The 18680-nt window shown below is 71.7% G+C and carries 18 protein-coding genes; 14 read left to right on the plus strand and 4 right to left on the minus strand.

Features of this window, described 5'->3' with window-relative positions:
- Positions 1-54 precede the first annotated feature (54 nt).
- From I596_RS10385 to I596_RS10420, 8 genes are all read left to right on the plus strand, one after another.
- Positions 55-921 (plus strand): SPFH domain-containing protein, encoded by an 867-nt coding sequence (locus I596_RS10385; RefSeq protein WP_067647389.1) that lies wholly within the window; start codon positions 55-57, stop codon positions 919-921.
- Positions 922-946: 25 nt separating this feature from the next.
- Positions 947-1144, plus strand: coding sequence for a type II toxin-antitoxin system antitoxin (locus I596_RS10390; protein WP_067647392.1), 198 nt, complete (start codon positions 947-949; stop codon positions 1142-1144).
- Between the two features lie 15 nt (positions 1145-1159).
- On the plus strand, positions 1160-1345 hold the full coding sequence (locus I596_RS10395; RefSeq protein WP_067647395.1) for a DUF4177 domain-containing protein: 186 nt from the start codon (positions 1160-1162) through the stop codon (positions 1343-1345).
- Between the two features lie 24 nt (positions 1346-1369).
- The gene (locus tag I596_RS10400; protein WP_083965509.1) at positions 1370-2740 is read left to right on the plus strand and encodes an alpha/beta hydrolase; all 1371 of its coding nucleotides are present in this window, start codon (positions 1370-1372) and stop codon (positions 2738-2740) included.
- Positions 2741-2858: 118 nt separating this feature from the next.
- Positions 2859-4268, plus strand: a complete 1410-nt coding sequence (locus I596_RS10405) for an efflux RND transporter periplasmic adaptor subunit (protein WP_425478765.1) — start codon at positions 2859-2861, stop codon at positions 4266-4268.
- Between the two features lie 2 nt (positions 4269-4270).
- A complete protein-coding gene (locus tag I596_RS10410) occupies positions 4271-6232 on the plus strand; it encodes a MacB family efflux pump subunit (RefSeq protein ID WP_067647401.1) in 1962 nt (653 codons plus the stop codon).
- 282 nt (positions 6233-6514) lie between these two features.
- The gene (locus I596_RS10415; RefSeq protein WP_067647404.1) at positions 6515-7933 is read left to right on the plus strand and encodes an efflux transporter outer membrane subunit; all 1419 of its coding nucleotides are present in this window, start codon (positions 6515-6517) and stop codon (positions 7931-7933) included.
- 48 nt (positions 7934-7981) lie between these two features.
- Positions 7982-8545 carry a M15 family metallopeptidase gene (locus tag I596_RS10420; RefSeq protein ID WP_067647407.1) on the plus strand — a complete coding sequence of 188 codons (564 nt, stop codon included), beginning with the start codon at positions 7982-7984 and terminating at the stop codon, positions 8543-8545.
- A gap of 4 nt (positions 8546-8549) precedes the next feature.
- On the opposite strand, the gene I596_RS10425 is transcribed toward I596_RS10420, so the two are convergent.
- Positions 8550-9155 (minus strand): class I SAM-dependent DNA methyltransferase, encoded by a 606-nt coding sequence (locus tag I596_RS10425; protein WP_067647409.1) that lies wholly within the window; start codon positions 9153-9155, stop codon positions 8550-8552.
- A gap of 115 nt (positions 9156-9270) precedes the next feature.
- Between I596_RS10425 and I596_RS10430 the strand changes: the two genes are divergently transcribed.
- From I596_RS10430 to I596_RS10445, 4 genes are all read left to right on the plus strand, one after another.
- A complete protein-coding gene (locus I596_RS10430; protein ID WP_067647411.1) occupies positions 9271-10524 on the plus strand; it encodes a polyhydroxyalkanoate depolymerase in 1254 nt (417 codons plus the stop codon).
- 28 nt (positions 10525-10552) lie between these two features.
- Positions 10553-11497: an aldo/keto reductase gene (locus tag I596_RS10435; RefSeq protein WP_067651759.1), complete on the plus strand. Its 945-nt coding sequence runs from the start codon at positions 10553-10555 to the stop codon at positions 11495-11497.
- Between the two features lie 102 nt (positions 11498-11599).
- Positions 11600-12496: a universal stress protein gene (locus I596_RS10440; RefSeq protein WP_067647414.1), complete on the plus strand. Its 897-nt coding sequence runs from the start codon at positions 11600-11602 to the stop codon at positions 12494-12496.
- 60 nt (positions 12497-12556) lie between these two features.
- On the plus strand, positions 12557-13465 hold the full coding sequence (locus tag I596_RS10445) for a peptidylprolyl isomerase (protein WP_067647417.1): 909 nt from the start codon (positions 12557-12559) through the stop codon (positions 13463-13465).
- A 21-nt stretch (positions 13466-13486) separates the two neighbouring features.
- On the opposite strand, the gene I596_RS10450 is transcribed toward I596_RS10445, so the two are convergent.
- From I596_RS10450 to I596_RS10460, 3 genes are all read right to left on the minus strand, one after another.
- Positions 13487-13969, minus strand: a complete 483-nt coding sequence (locus I596_RS10450; protein ID WP_067651763.1) for a glutathione peroxidase — start codon at positions 13967-13969, stop codon at positions 13487-13489.
- A gap of 56 nt (positions 13970-14025) precedes the next feature.
- On the minus strand, positions 14026-14919 hold the full coding sequence (locus I596_RS10455) for a M48 family metallopeptidase (RefSeq protein WP_067647420.1): 894 nt from the start codon (positions 14917-14919) through the stop codon (positions 14026-14028).
- 119 nt (positions 14920-15038) lie between these two features.
- The gene (locus I596_RS10460; RefSeq protein ID WP_067647422.1) at positions 15039-16964 is read right to left on the minus strand and encodes a formylglycine-generating enzyme family protein; all 1926 of its coding nucleotides are present in this window, start codon (positions 16962-16964) and stop codon (positions 15039-15041) included.
- Between the two features lie 296 nt (positions 16965-17260).
- Here I596_RS10460 and I596_RS10465 point away from each other — a divergent pair, with 296 nt between their 5' ends.
- Together I596_RS10465 and ku are read left to right on the plus strand one after the other, a co-directional pair.
- Complete coding sequence (locus I596_RS10465; RefSeq protein WP_067647426.1) at positions 17261-17581, plus strand: hypothetical protein; 321 nt, start codon at positions 17261-17263, stop codon at positions 17579-17581.
- Positions 17582-17748: 167 nt separating this feature from the next.
- Positions 17749-18663 carry a non-homologous end joining protein Ku gene (gene ku / locus I596_RS10470; RefSeq protein WP_067647429.1) on the plus strand — a complete coding sequence of 305 codons (915 nt, stop codon included), beginning with the start codon at positions 17749-17751 and terminating at the stop codon, positions 18661-18663.
- Positions 18664-18680 lie beyond the last annotated feature (17 nt).

Genomic DNA, 18680 nt, shown 5'->3' on the forward strand with positions numbered 1-18680 from the left:
CTTGCAATTCGATATCAATTTGATATCTTTTGCTCACTCACCCGGAGCGCCGCCATGAACGAACGCAATGCCCTTTCCCTCCCCGGCATCCCGATCCTGCTCGCCGTGCTGGCGGCCATGGTCGCTACCGTCCTGTGGTTCAAGAACACCGCGCAGGTCACCTCGCAGCCGCTCGCGCTGGCGCCGCCGATCGTCGTCTTCGCGCTGCTGGCGCTCATGACCAAGGGCTTCTTCCAGGTCCAGCCCAACCTCGGCGTCGTGATGCAGCTGTTCGGCCGCTACACCGGCACCGCGCGCACGCCGGGCCTGCGCTGGACCAACCCGTTCTATTCGCGCAACAGCGTCTCGCTGCGCGTGCGCAACTTCGAGTCGGGCAAGCTCAAGGTCAACGACAACGACGGCAACCCGATCGAGATCGGCTCGATCGTGGTCTGGCAGGTGGTCGACACCGCCGAGGCGGTCTTCATGGTCGACGACTACGAGAACTTCGTGCAGATCCAGGCCGAGGCCGCGCTGCGCCAGATGGCGTCGAACTACCCGTACGATTCGCACGACGACAAGGTGGTCTCGCTGCGCGGCGACGGCAGCAAGGTCAATGCGCACCTGCGTCAGGAAATCCAGGACCGCCTCGCCCAGGCCGGCGTCAACGTGATCGAGGCGCGCATCAGCCACCTGGCCTATGCGCAGGAGATCGCCCAGGCGATGCTGCAGCGCCAGCAGGCCGGCGCGATCGTCGCCGCGCGCGAGCGCATCGTCGAAGGCGCGGTCAGCATGGTCGAGATGGCGCTGGACCAGCTCAGCCAGCGCGGCGTGGTCGAGCTCGACAACGAGCGCAAGGCCAGCATGGTCAGCAATCTGCTGGTCGTGCTCTGCGGCGACCGCTCGACACAGCCGGTCGTCAACACCGGCACGCTGTACTAGGCCGCGACGGCCGCCGGGTCCGCCCGTGAGCGAAAAGAAGGCCTATCCGCTGCGCATCAGCGCGGTCGTGCTCGAGGCGATGCAGCGCTGGTCGGACGACGACCTGCGCAGCCTCAACGCACAGATCGAGTACGTGCTGCGCGACGCCCTGCGCAAGGCCGGCCGGCTCAAGGCCGCCCCGAAGGCCGAGCCGGCGGTCGATCCCACGCCTACCGAAGACTGAAGAAGGACGTCCCCGATGAACCACGCCGTTTCCTGGGAACAGAAGGTCCTGGAAATCAAGCCCAAGCTGTTCCGCAAGGACATGCTTGCCGACCTCAACGAAGTGCTCAAGCGCGAAGGCCAGCAGGGCTGGGAGCTGGTCAACGCCGTCCAGTGCGCGGCGATGAACCCGGTGCTGCTGTTCCTCAAGCGCCCACGCTGACCCACTGCATCGAGGATCGCCCACATGAAACGATGGGTCGTGATTGCCCTCGTCCTCGCGCTCGTGGCCGGCGCCGGCTACGCCTGGATGCGCCTGGTGCCGCCCACCGCGTCACCGGCGACGGCCGACCCGCAGCAGGCCCGCCGCGCCGAGGCCTTCCTCGACCTGCTCGACCAGGGCCGCTACGACGAGGCGCTGGCGATGGGCCAGCCCGCGCTGCGCGAGGCCCTGGCCGGCGGCAAGCTGCGCGAGGTCTGGGAGACGCTGCCCAAGCAGCTCGGCGAGCGGCGCACGCGCAGCCCGGTGCGCGGCGAGACCGTGGGCGGGCGCCCGGTGCTGACTTCGACCCTGCAGTTCGCCCTGGTCGCGCTCGATGCGCGCGTCGTCGTGGAGCCGGACGGGCAGGTCAGCGGCTTCCGGCTGGTGCCGGCGCAGCAGGCCGTCGCCGCCCCGCCCGAGCCGGTCGCGACCGACCGCTACGCCGAAACCGCGCTGACGATCGACAGCGCCGGCATCGGCCTGCCGGCGACGCTGACGCTGCCGACCGGCACCGGCCCCTGGCCGGCCGCCGTGCTGGTGCACGGCTCCGGGCCGCACGACCGCGACGAGACGATCGGGCCGAACAAGCCGTTCCGCGATCTCGCCCACGGCCTGGCCGAGCACGGCATCGCGGTGCTGCGCTACGACAAGCGCACCCAGGCCGCGCCGCAGACGCTGGCCGGGAACGACTTCACCGTCGATCAGGAAGTCGTCGACGATGCGCTGGCCGCGGTGGCCGCGCTGCGCGCCCGTCCGGGCATCGACCCGGACCGCGTCTTCGTCGTCGGCCACAGCCTCGGCGCGATGCTGGCGCCGCGCATCGGCGAGCGCGATCCGCGCATCGCCGGCCTGGTCCTGCTGGCCGCGCCGGCGATGCGCCTGGAAGACACCGTGGTGCGCCAGAGCCGCTACCTGGCCGGGCTGGCCGGCACGTCCGGTGCCGACGCACAGGCGGCGCTGGCCGAACTGGAACGGCAGCGCGACACCGTCAAGCAGCTCGCCGATCGCCCGGCCGGCGACGCGCCGCTGATGCTGGGACTGCCGCGCAGCTACTGGCTGGACTTGAACGCGTACGACCCGGTCGCCACGGCGCGCCGCATCCGCCAGCCGCTGCTGGTGCTGCAAGGCGCAGCGGACTATCAGGTCACGCCGGTGGACGACTTCGTACTGTGGCGCAATGCCTTCGACGGCGATGCGCGCGCACGGCTGGTGGAGTATCCGCGGCTCAACCATCTGTTCATGCCGGCCGGCGATCCGCCGGGGCCGGCCGACTACGCCAAGCCCGGCCGCGTCGAGGACGAAGTCATCGCCGACATCGCGCGCTGGATCGTCGCGGCGCCGTCCGGATCTCCATGATCCCTGCGCGATTGCAGGGGGTCTTTGCATTTCCCTTGCAATCACGCTGCGCAGCCTGACAGCGCGAGCCGGCACACTGGGCGCCCCGATCGCCACGCCTGCCTCCATGCCACGAACCGTGTCCCGCCTGCTCCGCTATGCCATCGGCCTGCTCGTCGTCGCCGGCATCGGCTTCGCCGTCAAGCTCTGGCTGTTCCCGACCCAGGTCGCCACCCGCTACGTGACCGCGCCGGTCACGCGTGGTGACATCGAGCAGACGGTGATCGCCACCGGCACGCTGGAGGCGCGCAACCTGGTCAGCGTCGGTGCGCAGGTGTCCGGCCGCGTGGTCTCGCTGAAGGTGGACCTGGGCGATGCCGTGACCCAGGGCCAGCTGATCGCCGAGATCGACTCGCTGCCGCAGCAGAATGCGCTGCGCAACACCGAAGCGGGATTGGCGACCCTGCGCGCCCAGCGCACCGCGCGGGTGGCCGCGCTCAAGCAGGCCGAACTCACCTTCAAGCGCCAGCAGGAGATGATGAGCGCCGACGCGACCTCGCGCGCGGAGTACGAGGCGGCCGAGGCGACGCTGGCCTCGACCCGCGCGGACATCACCGCCCTCGATGCGCAGATCGAACAGGGCTCGATCCAGGTCGACACCGCGCGGCTCAACCTCGGCTACACCAAGATCCTCGCGCCGATGGACGGTACGGTCGTCGCCGTCGTGACCAAGGAAGGCCAGACCGTCAACGCGAACCAGTCGGCGCCGACGATCGTCAAGCTCGCCGAGCTCTCGACGCTGACGATCAAGGCGCAGATCTCCGAGGCCGACGTCGTCAAGGTCAAGCCGAGCCAGAAGGTCTGGTTCACGATCCTCGGCGAGCCGGACCGGCGCTACTACGCCGAGCTGCGCGCGATCGAACCGGCGCCGGAATCGATCGCGAACGAATCGGGCAGCAGCTCCTCGAGCAGCAGTTCGTCCTCGACGGCGATCTACTACAACGGCCTGTTCGACGTGCCCAATCCCGACGGCAAGCTGCGCATCTCGATGACCGCGACCGTCAACATCGTGCTGGGCGAGGCGCGCGATGCACTGCTGGTGCCCGCCTCGGCGATCGTGACCGGCGCAGGCTCGCGGTCCGGCGGGTCGCAGCGGCGCAGCGCGGCGCCGACGGCCGGCACCGCCGCAGCGGCTGCAGCGCCGACGACCACGCCGCCGGCTTCCGGACCCGCGGCGACGACGGCGACGGCAGCGGCGCCGGCGCAGCGGCCGTCGGCGCAAGGCGCCGGCGACGGCGAGCGCCCCCGCCGGCGGCGGGAGGCGGCCGATGGCGAGCAGCCGGCACCGCCGCGTTTCGTGCGCGTACTCGATGCCGAGGGTGCGGTCGTCGAGAAGCCGGTCCGGGTCGGGCTCAACAACAACATCCAGGCCGAGATCCTCGAAGGGCTCGCCGAGGGTGACGAGGTCGTCCTCGGCCAGTCCGGCAGCGCGGCAGCGGTCGGTACCGGCCGCCGCGCGATGGGCATCCGCCCGCCGCCGGGCTTCTGACGATGACGGCGGCACTGCTCGAACTGCGCCAGGTCCGGCGCGAGTACCCGGCGGGCGACCAGACGCTGGTCGTCCTGAAGGACGTGGACCTGGCGATCGAGGCCGGCGAGTTCGTCGCGATCGTCGGCGCGTCCGGCTCCGGCAAGTCGACGCTGATGAACATCCTCGGCTGCCTGGACCGGCCGACCGCGGGCAGCTACCGCGTCGCCGGCCGCGAGACCGGCCGCCTGACGCCCGACGAACTGGCCGAGCTGCGGCGCGAGCATTTCGGCTTCGTGTTCCAGCGCTACCACCTGCTGGCCGACCTGACCGCGCTCGGCAACGTCGAGACACCGGCGATCTACGCCGGCAAGGACGCGGCCGAGCGCCGGACACGCGCGACCGCCCTGCTCGGCCGGCTCGGCCTGTCCGACCGCCTGGACCACAAGCCCGGCCAGCTCTCCGGCGGCCAGCAGCAGCGCGTGTCGATCGCGCGCGCGCTGATGAACGGCGGCGAGGTGATCCTCGCCGACGAGCCGACCGGCGCACTCGACAGCCGCAGCGGCGAGGAGATGCTCACCCTGCTGCAGGAGCTGCACGCCGAAGGCCACACCATCGTGCTGGTCACGCACGACATGCACGTCGCCGAGCACGCCTCGCGCATCATCGAGATCAGCGACGGCCGCATCGTCGCCGACCGCCGCCGCGACGGCGCCGCACGCAGCGCGGCCGGCGTCCGCGCGCGCAGCGCGCGCGAATCGTGGCGCGCCGTCTACGACCGCTTCGGCGAGGCGTTCCGGATGGCACTGCTGGCGATGAACGCGCACCGGCTGCGCACCTTCCTGACGATGCTCGGCATCATCATCGGCATCGCCTCGGTGGTGTCGGTGGTCGCGCTCGGTGCCGGCTCGCAGAAGCAGATCCTCGACAACATCAGCACGATCGGCACCAACGTCATCGACATCTACCCGGGCAGCGGCTTCGGCGACATGCGCTCGGCGCGCGTGCGCACCCTGGTACCCGCCGACGCCGACGCGCTGGCGCAGCAGGAGTACGTGGACAGCGTCACGCCGACGGTGTCGAGCAGCGCGACGCTGCGCTACCGCAACATCTCGGTCAACGCCTCGATCAACGGCGTCGGCGACCAGTACTTCCGCGTCCGCGGCTTCGAGATCGCCCAGGGCGTGGCCTTCGACGGCGACAGCGTGCGCCGCCAGTCGCAGGACGTCGTCATCGACGACAACACCTACCGGAAGCTGTTCGGCGAAGGCGCCGAGGCGGCCGGCACCGACCCGATCGGCCAGGTGATCCTGCTCAACAACATGCCGAGCCGGATCATCGGCGTCACCGCGAAGAAGGACTCGGCCTTCGGCAGCAACGAGAACCTCAACGTGTTCGTGCCGTACACCACGGCGATGTACCGCCTGCTCGGCCAGAACTACCTGCGCAGCATCACCGTGCGCGTCGAGGACAGCGTCGCGATGGATGCGGCCGAGGCCGGCATCACCGCGCTGCTGACGCAGCGCCACGGCAGCCAGGACTTCTACGTGTCCAACATCGACTCGGTCCGCCAGACGATCGAGCAGACCACGCGGACGATGACCCTGCTGGTCTCGTCGATCGCGCTGATCTCCCTGATCGTCGGCGGCATCGGCGTGATGAACATCATGCTGGTCTCGGTCACCGAGCGCACCCGCGAGATCGGCGTACGCATGGCCGTCGGCGCGCGCCAGGGCGACATCCTGCAGCAGTTCCTGATCGAGGCGGTGCTGGTGTGCCTGCTCGGCGGCCTGCTCGGCGTGCTGCTGGCGATCGCGGTCGGCCTGCTGTTCGCACGGCTCGGCGGCAGCTTCACGATGGTCTACTCGGCCGGCTCGATGATCGTCGCGTTCGCCTGCTCGACCCTGATCGGCGTGGTATTCGGCTTCCTACCGGCGCGCAACGCCGCCCGCCTGGACCCGGTCGACGCGCTGGCGCGTGATTAGAGCGTGTCATGGACGTTGAGCGGAGTGCGAAGGCCCCTGGTGCGGTGATCCGGCAAGGCGCGGCCCGCCGGGCAGACTGGCCGTCTGACCCAGGGCTGCAACGCCACCGGACGCCGCGCCAGGGGCCTTCCCGACGGGTTGCGCCGCCGCGCAGCCCCGGCCGCGTTACCCGCCTTGCCCTGGGCGCCACCCGAGGCGGCGACGGGCGCCTTGCCGGAACGACGCGGCGACACGACGCAGCTCACCTCACCGTCCATGACACGCTCTAACGGAGACGCCTGCATGCACCTGCCCCTCCATCGCCGTACCGGCCGGATCGCCGTCCCGGTACTGGCCGCCCTGGCCCTGACCGCCTGCGGCGCGATCGTGCGCACGCCGTACGTGCGCCCCGAGGTCGCGACGCCCGCCGCGTGGACGAGCGTGCCGGATGCGACGGCATCCGCTGTCGACGCCTGGTGGCGCGGCTTCGGCGACGCCGAGCTCGACCGCGTGATCGACGCGGTGCTCGCGCGCAACAACGACCTGGCCACGGCGACGGTCCGCCTGCGGCGCGCGCGGCTGCAGGCGGACCTGGCGCGCAACGCCCTGGTCCCGTCGGTCAGCGCCAGCGTCGGCTCCAACCTCAGCCAGGACCTGCGACACGGCGGACCGTCCTCGCGCTCGAACTCCGCGTCGCTGTCGGCCAGCTACGAGGTGGACCTGTGGGGCCGCCTGGGCAGCCAGCGCGACGCCGCGGCCTGGGAAGCGGAAGCGACGGCACAGGACCGCGAGGCCACCGCGATCGCGCTGGTCGGCACCACCGCCGGGCTCTACTGGCAGCTGGCGTATCTCAGCCAGCGTCTGGCCACCAGCGAGATGAGCATCGCGGTGGCGCGGCAGACGCTGGACTTCGTGCGCGTGCAGTACCGCGCCGGCGCGGTGTCCGCGCTCGAGGTCAGCGACGCCGAGCAGAACCTGGCCAGCCAGGAGGCCAGCCACGCCAGCCTGCTGCAGCAGCGCGTGGAGACGCGCAACGCGTTCGCGATCCTGTTCGACCGGCCGCCCGGCGACATCGAGGTCGATCCGAGGGAGCTGCCGGACGGCGAGCTGCCCGCGATCGACGCCGGCCTGCCGTCGGAACTGCTGGCGCGCCGGCCCGACCTGCGCGCCGCGGAGCTGCGCCTGCGCGCGAGCCTGGCCGGCACCGACGCCGTCCGCGCGAGCTACTACCCGCGGCTGAGCCTCACCGGCAGCGCCGGCAGCTCCAGCACGTCCCTGGTCGACGTGCTGAAGAACCCGGTCGGAACGCTCGGCGCCGGGCTGGCGCTGCCGTTCCTGCAGTTCAACCAGATGCGCCTCGACACGCAGGTGTCCGAGGCGCAGTACGAGGAGGCCGTCATCGGCTTCCGCCAGACGCTCTACCAGGCCTACGCCGATGTCGACAACGCGCTGGCGGCACGCCTGGCGCAGGCCGAGCGCGGCCGGCTGCTGGAGGCGTCCCTGGTCGCCGCACTCACGTCCGAGCGCCTCTACGAGGTCCGCTACAAGGCCGGCGCGATCGCGCTGCGGTCGTGGCTGGACGCGCAGGAGCGGCGGCGCGCCGCCGAGATCGCGCTGGCCGAGAACCGGCTGGCGCGCCTCAACAACCAGGTGCTGATCTACCAGTCGCTCGGCGGCGACACGACGGTCGCTGCGCGGCTGGCGGCGGGCGACGCCGGCTGATGCCGTAAGCTTGGCGCCTTCGTCCCTGCCGCCGAGACGACCGGCCCGATGTCCGTCGCCGCACCCGATCCTCCTGTCCGCTGCGACACGCAGGCGCGGCGCGCCGTCGTGCAGGAGGCCCGGCGGCTCGGCGTGCCGGCCGACTACGGGCGCCGGCGCGGGCTGTCGATCGTCCGCGAGCCACGCCACCTGAGCTTCATCGGCATCGACGTCCACGGCCGCCCGCAGTGGCTGGCGCCGGCCGCCGCGCGCGCCTGGCGGCGCATGGCGGCCGCGGCGGTCGCCGACGGCGTCGTGTTGCAGGTGGTCTCGGCGTTCCGCTCGGCCGATTACCAGCTCGGGATCCTGCGGCGCAAGCTCGAACGCGGCCTGGGCATCGAGGAGATCCTGCGCGTCAGCGCGGCGCCCGGCTACAGCGAACACCACTCCGGCCGCGTGCTGGACCTGACGACGCCCGGCTATCCGGCGCTGGAGGAGGCCTTCGAGGCCTCACCGGCCTTCGCCTGGCTGCGCGGCCATGCCGGCCGGTACGGATTCACGATGTCCTATCCGCGCGGCAACCGGCACGGCATCGCCTACGAGCCCTGGCACTGGTGCTGGCGACGCCCGTGACCGTTCAACGCGGCGCCAGCTCCAGCGCCGCGGCGGTCCGCAGCAGGCGCGGACTGAGGTAGCCGTGCGAGCCGCAGGCCATCAGCCCGGCACCGGCGAACGCGCGGCGATACCAGTCCGGACTGCGCCGGATGAAGCCCTCGATGTCGCCCTCCGGGTCGTCCGCCGCCGTGAACACCTCGATGAAGGCCAGGCCCTCGAGCAGCTCGGCGAAGCCGGACAGGCCGCGCTGCAGCTCCGCCGACGGCACGTAGTGCAGCACGTCCGAGCACACGATCAGGTCGAAACGCGTCTCGAAGCGCAGCTCGCCGAGCTGGCCGAAGCGGGCCAGGCGCAGGTTGCGCGCGCGGCCGTAGCGGGCGACCGCGTACTCGCTCGCGTCCAGGCCCAGGTAGTCGATACCCGGCCGCAGCCGGCGCAGCAGCGCCCGCCACGCGCCCTCGCCGCAGCCGACGTCCAGCACCGAGCGCAACGGCCGGCCGAGGTAGTACTCGGCCATCGCCACCGCCAGCGCGACCGTGCGCGCGGTGGCCGCCGGCGAACGCACGCGGCGGGCCGGGTCGCGGTACCAGCGGTCGAAGTAGGTCCGGTCGTAGTGTTTGCCGGTCATTCGTTCCTCGTCATCGAATCGTTAAATCCGGCCCCGACCATGGTCGCGGCCGCCCGGCCGGGCGATCGTGCTGCAATGCGATAACATCGCCCATCCTTCGCGGAGACCGCTACCCATGCTGTACCAGATCCACGAGCTGCAGCGCTCGCTCCTGCGCCCCCTGGTCGCGATGTCCGACGCCAACGCGCGGATGCTCTCGGGCCAGGACAGCTGGCTGTCGAGCCTGCCCGGCGCGCAACGCCTCGCCGCCGGCTGGGAGCTGCTGTACCGGCTGGGCAAGGAGTACGAGAAACCCCAGTTCCGGATCCCGGCGGTGACCACGCACGGGCACGAGACGCCGATCTCCGAACAGGTCGCGCTGGCCAAGCCGTTCTGCAACCTGGTCCGGTTCAAGCGCTTCAGCGACGACCCGGAACACCTGGCGGCGATGAAGAAGGACCCCAGCGTCCTGGTCGTCGCGCCGCTGTCGGGCCACCATGCGACCTTGCTGCGCGACACCGTACGCACCTTGCTGCAGGACCACAAGGTGTACATCACCGACTGGATCGACGCGCGCATGGTGCCGCTGGAGCAGGGCGAATTCCGGCTCGACGACTACGTGGCCTACATCCAGGACTTCATCCGCCACATCGGTGCCGAGAAGCTGCACGTGATCTCGGTCTGCCAGCCGACCGTGCCGGTCCTGGCGGCGATCGCGCTGATGGCGGCCGCCGGCGAGCAGACGCCGCTGACGATGACGATGATGGGCGGCCCGATCGACACGCGCGAAAGCCCGACCAAGGTCAACGACCTGGCCACCACGCAACCGCTGTCGTGGTTCGAGAACAACGTGATCCACGCCGTGCCGGACAACTACCCGGGCGCCGGGCGCCGCGTCTACCCGGGCTTCCTGCAGCACGCCGGCTTCGTCGCGATGAACCCGAGCCGGCACCTGATGTCGCACTGGGACTTCTACAAGAACCTGCTGCGCGGCGACCTCGACGACGCCGAATCGCACCGGCGCTTCTACGACGAGTACAACGCCGTGCTCGACATGCCGGCCGAGTACTACCTCGACACGATCCGCGTCGTGTTCAAGGAGCACGCGCTGCCGCTCGGCACCTGGAAGGTCGCCGGCGAGCCGGTGCGCCCGGCGGCGATCCGCACGACCGCGCTGATGACGATCGAAGGCGAGCTCGACGACATTTCCGGCCTGGGCCAGACCGCCGCCGCGCACGCGCTGTGCACCGGTATCCCGAAGGCGGCCCACCGCCACATGGAGATCAAGGGCGCCGGCCACTACGGCATCTTCAGCGGGCGGCGCTGGCGCGAGAAGGTCTACCCCGAGGTGCGCGACTTCATCCGCACCTACGACCGATCCGAAGGCTGAGCGCGCGCCGTCCGTGTCCGCGGATCCGTTGCCCGTGCGGCCGCTCGGCCGCTCCGGAATCACGGTCGCGCCGCTGGCGTTCGGCGCCAACGTGTTCGGCTGGAGCGTGGACGCGGCACGGGCCCTGCCGATCCTCGATGCGTTCGTCGCCCACGGCTTCAACCTGATCGACACCGCCGACGCCTACCCGGCCTGGGTTCCGGGCAACCGCGGCGGCGAGTCCGAGACGATCATCGGCGAGTGGCTCGCCCGGCGCCGCGTGCGCGACCGCGTCGTCATCGCGACCAAGGTCGCCAAGTGGAGCCGCCATCGCGGCCTGGCGCCGGCCACGATCCGCGCCGCCGCCGACGAATCGCTGCAGCGCCTGCGGACCGACCACATCGACCTCTACCAGGCCCACGAGGACGATCCGAACGTGCCGCTGGAGGAGACCCTCGGCGCGTTCTCGCGGCTGATCGAGCAAGGCAAGGTGCGCGCGATCGGCGCGTCCAACTACAGTGCGCCGCGGCTGGCCGAGGCGCTGGCGACCAGCGCCCGCTACGGCCTGCCGCGCTACGAGACCGTGCAGCCGGAGTACAACCTCTACGACCGCGCCGGCTACGAGGCCGGGCTCGAACCGCTCGCGCGCGACCACGGCCTCGGCGTGATCGGCTACTACGCGCTGGCCAGCGGATTCCTGAGCGGCAAGTACCGCAGCGAAGCCGATCTCGGCCTGAGCCGGGCCCGCGGCGAGCGGGTGCGCCGCTACCTCGACGCACGCGGGCTGCGCATCCTCGCGGCGCTCGACACCGTCGCCGCCGCGCAGCGGGCGACGCCGGCCCAGGTCGCGCTGGCCTGGCTGATCGCGCGCCCGGGCGTCCGCGCGCCGATCGCCAGCGCCACCAGCGTCGCCCAGCTCGACGAACTGGCCGGCGCAGTGCGCCTGGTGCTCTGCGCCGAGGACATCGCCCGCCTCGACCAGGCCAGCGCCTGACCGCCGCCGGGCGCGCGCTGCCGCGCCATTGACCAGGATCAACGGCGGCGAGCCGCCGTGTTGGGAAGATGCGGTCCTGCACTTCCCGACCCGGAGCGACCGATGGACGCCAACGACCGTATTGCGCCGCCGCGCGCGATCCTGCTCGCCACCGATCTCGGCAGCCGCTGCGACCGTGCGTTCGACCGCGCGGTCCAACTGGCGCGGCACTGGGATGCCGACCTCGTCGCGCTGACCGTCGTCGAGCCGCCGCCGGCGGCACCCGACCCCGGCGGCGCGGCGGTGCCGTCTTGGCGCCGGCGCGCGACGCCGCTGGAACTGGCGCAGCGCCAGCTGCGGGCGGACGTTGCCGGCGCGGGCGTGCGCGCCAGCGCCCGCGTCGAGCAGGGCGAGCCCGCCGCGGCGATCCTGCGGGTCGCCGCCGAGACCGGCAGCGGGCTGATCGTCACCGGCCTGGCCCGCGACGAGACGCTCGGACGCAACGCGATCGGCACGACCGTGGAGCGGCTCGCGCGCCGCGCGCCGGTGCCGCTGCTGGTCGTGCGCAGGCGCGTGCACGGCGCCTACCACCGGATCGTTGCCGCCACCGACTTCTCCGGCAGCGCGCGCCACGCATTGCGCACGACGGCCGCCTGGTTCGATCAGTCCCTGCTGGCCCTGCTGCACGCCCACCAGCCGCCGTTCGCCCACCTCATGGACCGCGCCGCGATGCGCGAGGATTTCCGCGCCGACGCGGTCGAGGACTGCGAGCGCTTCGTCGCCAGCCTCGATCCCGCGCTACAGGCGCGGCTGGCGAGCTTCGTCGAGTTCGGCGCGCCGGAGGACCTGCTCAACGACTACGCGCTCGACAGCGACAGCCCGCTGGCGGTGCTCGGTTCGCACGGCCGCAGCGCCCTGTACGACATCCTGATCGGCAGCGTGGCCCGGCGCGTGCTGGAAAGCGCGGTGACCGACGTGCTGCTGGTACCGGAGCCGAAGGCCGGCCGCGCTGCAGCCTGAGGCTGGAGGCGCGGCTCCCGCTGCCGCACAATCGCGCGGACCTCCTGCCGAGCCCCCGCCATGCGCATGCTTCCGCTGCTGACCGCCCTCCTGCTGGCTGCGCCGGCAACGGCCGCCGAGACCCCGCCGCCGCGCACGATGCAGCAGGTGATCGCCGACGCCAAGCCGGGCGACTGGCGCGCGCTGGCGCCGGAGGACACGCTCTACCTGGACCTGCCCGGCGGGCGCGTGGTGATCGAGCTGGCACCGGCGTTCGCGCCGCTGCATGCCGGCAACATCCGCACCCTGGTACGGCAGCGCTACTTCGACGGGCTGGCGATCCTGCGCGTCCAGGACAACTTCGTCACCCAGTGGGGCGATCCCGATGCGGAAGACGCCGCCAAGGCGCGCAGCCACGGCAAGGCGCTGCGCCGCGTGGCCCCCGAGTTCACGCGCGCCGCCGCGGGCCTGCCGTTCACGCGCCTGCCGGACGGCGACGTCTACGCACCGGAAGCAGGCTTCTCCGCCGGCTTCCCGGCGGGCCGCGATCCGGCCTCGGGCCAGGCCTGGCTGGCGCATTGCTACGGCATGGTCGGCGCCGGCCGCGACAACGCGCCCGACTCGGGAAGCGGCGCGGAACTGTACGTCGTCATCGGCCATGCGCCGCGCCAGCTGGACCGCAATATCGCGCTGGTCGGCCGCGTGGTGCAGGGCATGGAACTGCTGGCGGCGCTGCCGCGCGGCACCGGGCCGCTGGGCTTCTACGAGAAGCCCGAGCAGCGCCTGGCGATCCGCAGCGTGCGGCTCGCGGCCGACCTGCCGGAGGACCAGCGCCTGCCGCTGGAAGCGCTGCGCACGGATACCGCGACGTTCACGACCCTGGTCGAGGCGCGCCGCAACCGCCGCGACGACTGGTACCTGGCCCCCGCCGGCAAGATCGAGCTGTGCAACGTGCCGCTGCCGGTGCGCCGCCGGCCGGACCCAGCCTGAGCCCGGCGCGGGAGACCGGCCTCAGGCCAGCAGCGTCGCGATGTCCTCGCCGATCGCCTGGGGCGTGTCGGTCGGCGCATAGCGCTTGAGCACGCCGCCTTCGCGGCCGACCAGGAACTTGGTGAAGTTCCACTTGATCGCCTCGGTGCCCAGCACGCCCGGCTGCTCGGCCTTGAGCCAGCGGTAGAGCGGGTGCGTGCCGGCGCCGTTGACCTCGATCTTCGCGAACAGCGGAAAGCTCACCTCGTAGTTCAAGGTGCAGAAGCTGCGTATCTGCGCCTCGTCGCCGGGTTCCTGGTGGCCGAACTGGTCGCAGGGAAACCCGAGCACGACCAGGCCCCGTTCGCGGTAGGTCCGCCAGAGCGCCTCGAGCCCCTCGTACTGCGGCGTGAACCCGCAGCGCGAGGCGACGTTGACGATCAGCACCAGCTTGCCGGCGTAGCCGGCCAGCGAAACGGTCTCGCCGTCGATCGTGACGGCGCTGAAATCGGCCAGGGTGGTCATCGTGTCGCCCTCCATCGTCGACGGAGGCAGCGCCGGCGCGCCACCTCCGCGGTACCTCAGCGTGCCGGCGTACTGCAGAAGTGCTGGCGCACCTGCTCGGCCTCGGGCATCCAGGCGTTGAGCTGCTGGATGCGCGTGGCTTCGGCCGGATGCGTGGACATGAACTCCGGCGGCTTCTGGTTTCCGAGCGCGGCCATGCGCTCCCACAGCTTGGGCGCTTCCTGCGGATTGAAGCAGGCCGCCGCCGCCAGCAGCAGGCCGACCTTGTCGGCCTCCGACTCGTGATCGCGCGAGAACGGCAGCAGCACGCCGTACTGCGCGCCGGCGCCGATCGCCGCCATCACCATGCGCTGCTGCTGCGGGTCCATCTCGCCGACCGACATGCTCGCCGCCATCGTGCCGATCTGCACCAGCTTCTGCTGCGCCATGCGCTCGCCGCCGTGGCGCAGCAGCGCGTGGGCGATCTCGTGCCCCATGATCGCCGCCAGGCCGTCGCTGTTCTTGGCCACCGGGATGATGCCGGTATAGACCGCGATCTTGCCGCCGGGAAGGCAGAACGCGTTGACCTGGTCGGACTCGATCAGGCTGACGTCCCAGTTGAACGCGCTCCAGTCGGTCGAGGCCGGGATGTTCGCGGTCTGCGCCAGGTACTGCTCGACCTTCGGCGCCGCCTCGATCAGCCGCTGGGCGATCCCGCGCACTTGTTGCGGCAGGTCGCCGCTGGTGACCACGCGCGACTGCGACAGGATCTCGCGATAGGACTGCAGGCCCAGCGCGGCCTCCTGCTCGGCGGTGGTGTCGATCAGCTGCTTGCGGCCGGTGTAGGAGGCGCTCTGCTGGTGGCTGAAGTAGTAGTAGCCGAGGTAGCCCAGGAACAACAGGATCGGCCAGAACTTGAGGCCGCGCCGGCGCTGCACGCCGCCTGCCGCACGATCACCGAATGGACCCATGGCTGATGCTCCCCGCTCGACGTTGCGCGCAGCATACTGCGGCATCGGGCGCAGCGCAGCGGGGTCCGGCGGCCGGTTGACCGTTGTTTTCAGCCGGCCGCGGCCGGCGGCTGCCGCCGCTACAGGTCGCGGACCGGGCGAAAGCCGATCTGGGCGCTGCGTGAACCGGCGGCCAGGCCGGCCCGCCAGGCCGACCGCACCTGGTCGGGCGCGCTGCCCCAGGAGCCGCCGCGGATCACGCGGTTGCTGCAGCCGGGATTGACCCAGGCCTGCTGGTCGCGCGGCGCGCGCGTGTAGTTGTCGTGCCAGCAGTCCTCGACCCACTCGGACACGTTGCCGACCATGTCGTGCAGGCCGAACGCGTTGGCCGGATAGCTGCGTACCGGCGCCGGCCCCCAGTAGCCGTCGCTGTACTCGGCGAACGCGCGGGCCCAGCTGCGCTTCTTCGGCGAGCGGTCGCCGTCGCCGGTGAAGTTGCCGACCGGCCGGCGCGGATCGCCCTCGCCCCACGGATAGGGCGTGGTGGAACCCGCGCGCAGCGCGTACTCGAACTCCGCCTCGCTCGGCAGCCGGTAGCGCTTGCCGGTCTGCTGCGACAGCCAGGCCAGGTAGGTGGTGGCGTCGTTCCACGACACGTTGATCACCGGCAGGTTGTCGTCGGCGCGGCCGCCGCTGTAGTCGTTCTTCCAGGTCATGCCGCGGCGATCGGCCAGGCGGCCGGTACCCTCGTCGTAGTAGCTGCCGGTGCCGGCCCGCTCGGCGTCCGTCACGTAGCCGGCGGCATTGACGAAGTCGCGGAACTGGCCGACGGTGACCTCGCTCTGGCCGAAGGCGACGCCGGCGCCGACCTCGACCCGGCGCTGCGGCTCCTCGTTGTCGCGATGGCCTTCCTCGTCGGCCGCCGACCCCATCACGAAGCTGCCGGTCGGGATGACGACCAGCGGCGGGCCCTGCCCAGCGGTGGCCAGGAACGTATCGCGGATCACCTCGCCCGGGCGGAACGAGGCATACAGGCGGGCATTGCGCAGGCGCTGGTTGAAGTCGTCCACGCCGGGCAGGTCGGGACTGATCGCCAGCGCGCGCTCGAGCAGGTCCTCGGCCAGGTCCGCATTGCCCGCATCCAGCGCGGAGCCGGCCTGGGCCAGCACGCTCTCGGCCTGCTGGTGGCGCAGGCCCTCGATGCGGGCGCGCGTGTCCTGCTGCTCCTGCGAGCCGGGCCGCACCGCGACCGCGTCGGCCAGGATCCGGTCGGCGCCGGCGAAGTCGTCCTGCGCGGCGGCCGCCAGCGCCTGGTCGAGGAAGCCGCGCTCGATCTGCGCCAGTCCCTGGTCGACCAGCGCATTGTCCGGGTCGAGCGCCAGCGCCTGGCGGTAGACCGCCAGCGCGGTGTCCTCGCCCTCGCCGACCGCCTTGCCGGCCTTGAGCAGGTCGGCCGCGCGCGCCAGCAACGGCATCACCTGGTTGAGCACGCGCAGCCGCGCCTCGAGCTGGGACAATTCCGAATCGGCATGCGGGAGATCGGCGAACGCGGCGACGAAGCGGCGCGCCTCGGCGTTCTCGCCGCGTTCCATCGCCGCGATGGCCCAGTCGCGGATCGCGCCGCCGATGCGTTTGAGCGCCAGCTCGGCTTCGGCATTGCCGGCGTCCTGGGCGAGCACCTCGCGATACAGCGCGACGGCACTGCCGTCGGCCGGCTCGATCAGGCGGCCCTGGGCCTCGGCGCTGCGGGCACGCTTGAGCAAGGCGGCGACCGCCTCGGTGACCGGTGCCGGCGGCCCCATCGCGACCGCCTCGGCGAGGAGGGTCTGCGCGGCCCCGTCGGCCGACGGCGCGGCCGGTTCGGCCTCGGTCGGCGGGCGCTGCTCGGCGATCCACGGCGCGATCGCCGGGCTGGCCGGTTGCGAGGCGGTCGGCTGCTGCTGCACCTGCGGTGCCGGGTGGAAGACGCCGGGGAAGAAGCGATAGGTCAGCGCGAAGGCCAGCAGGGCGATGCCGGCGACACCGCCGAGGACGGCTTGCTTGCTGACGCTTTCGGTACCGGGCATTGCGTGTAGGGAACCAGATTCACCGGAGGTGGCGGCGCGGCCCGGCCCGGCGAAGACCGCCGGCGGCCGCGACCGGAACCCGAACGATCATACCGCGCCGAAGCGAAACGCACTGCGCGGCACACCCGCTGCGGTGGCGCCGCGACCGCGGTTCCATGGGCCGGCGTGCCCGCCGGCGGCGGCCGATGCCCGGCCGAGGTTGACACCCGCGGCGGCGTCCGGTACGTCTGCCGGCCGCGCCGCATCGCGCCGTCCCGGGGCTGCGCGGCGCCCTGCCGAAGCCGGAGGTCCGGACCATGATGCACACCCGCCGCGCGCACGAACGCGAGCCGGCACCATCGCCGGACGGCAGCTATCGCGCCGTCACGCTGATCAACCGCGGTCCGCTCGGGATCGTCGTCTGGGCCGGCGCGCTGGCGCCAGCGGCGGCCGGCAAGGCCGACGAGGACATCGAGGCGGCCGACTATCACAGCCGCATGGCCGTGAGCTTCATGTCCTGGCGCGACGTGCTCGACTACTTCCAGGCCAGTCCATTCGCACCGTTGATCGAGCGCGCCATGGCGCGAAGCCGGCGCGCCGATGCGGCGGCGCTGCCGCCGGACCGCGACGCGGGCTGACCCCTGCGGCGGTTGCGGCCGATTCAGCCCCCGCCTGCTACAGCGTGTTCCGGCACGGGGCGCGTCGCGCCGCCGCCCCGTCCAGGACACGCGGTCCGCGCACCTGCGAGCGACGATCGCCGGCGCCTTCGGCCCCTCGGCACCGGGCCATCGAACGAGGAAGTCCCATGGCACGCCCGATCTGGACCGGAACCCTGTCGTTCGGCCTCTTGAACGTCCCCGTCTCGCTGATGACCGGCGAACGCCGCGTCGACCTGCACTTCCGCATGCTCGATGCGCGCAACAAGAAGCCGATCCGCTACGAGCGCGTCAATGCGGAGACCGGCGCCGAGGTCCCGTGGAAGGACGTCGTGAAGGCCTTCGAGTACGACAAGGGCAGCTACGTCGTGCTCGAACCGGAGGACATCAGGTCGGCCGCCCCGGAGAGCCACGAATCGATCGACATCGAGTCGTTCGTCGCGCACGACGCGCTGGCACCGCAGTTCTTCGAGAAGCCCTACTACCTCGTCCCCGGCAAGAAGGCCGAGAAGGGCTACGTGCTGCTGCGCGAGACGTTGAAGAAGACCGGGCGCATCGGTATCGGGCGCGTGGTCATCCGCACGCGCGAGTACCTGTGCGCCGTCATCCCGCAGGGCGACGCGATCGTGATGAATCTGCTGCGCTATCCGCAGGAGCTGGTCCCGATCGACGAGTACGCGTTTCCGGGCGGCAGCCTCGCCGCATTCCGCATCAACAAGGCCGAGATGGCGATGGCCGAACAGCTGATCGAGTCGATGAGCGGCCCGTGGAAGCCGGAGCACTACAAGGACGAGTTCCGCGAGCGCCTCGGCAAGGTCATCCAGAAGCGGATCAAGAGCAAGGGCGTGATCAAGGCCATCGACGACGAACCGGAAGCACCCGAGGATGCCGCCACCAACGTGGTCGACTTCATGGCCTTGCTGAAGAAGAGCATCGGCACCAACAAGCGCACGCCGGCCAAGTCGCCGCCGGCCAGGAAGACCGGACGGCGGACGGCGCCTCGCAAGACCGCTTCCGCCGCGAAGCCGGCGGCGGCGCGCAAGCGAGCCAAGCGCGCCGGCTGAGGCCGCGCCGGACACCG

The sequence above is a fragment of the Dokdonella koreensis DS-123 genome (assembly GCF_001632775.1).
GTDB lineage: Bacteria > Pseudomonadota > Gammaproteobacteria > Xanthomonadales > Rhodanobacteraceae > Dokdonella > Dokdonella koreensis.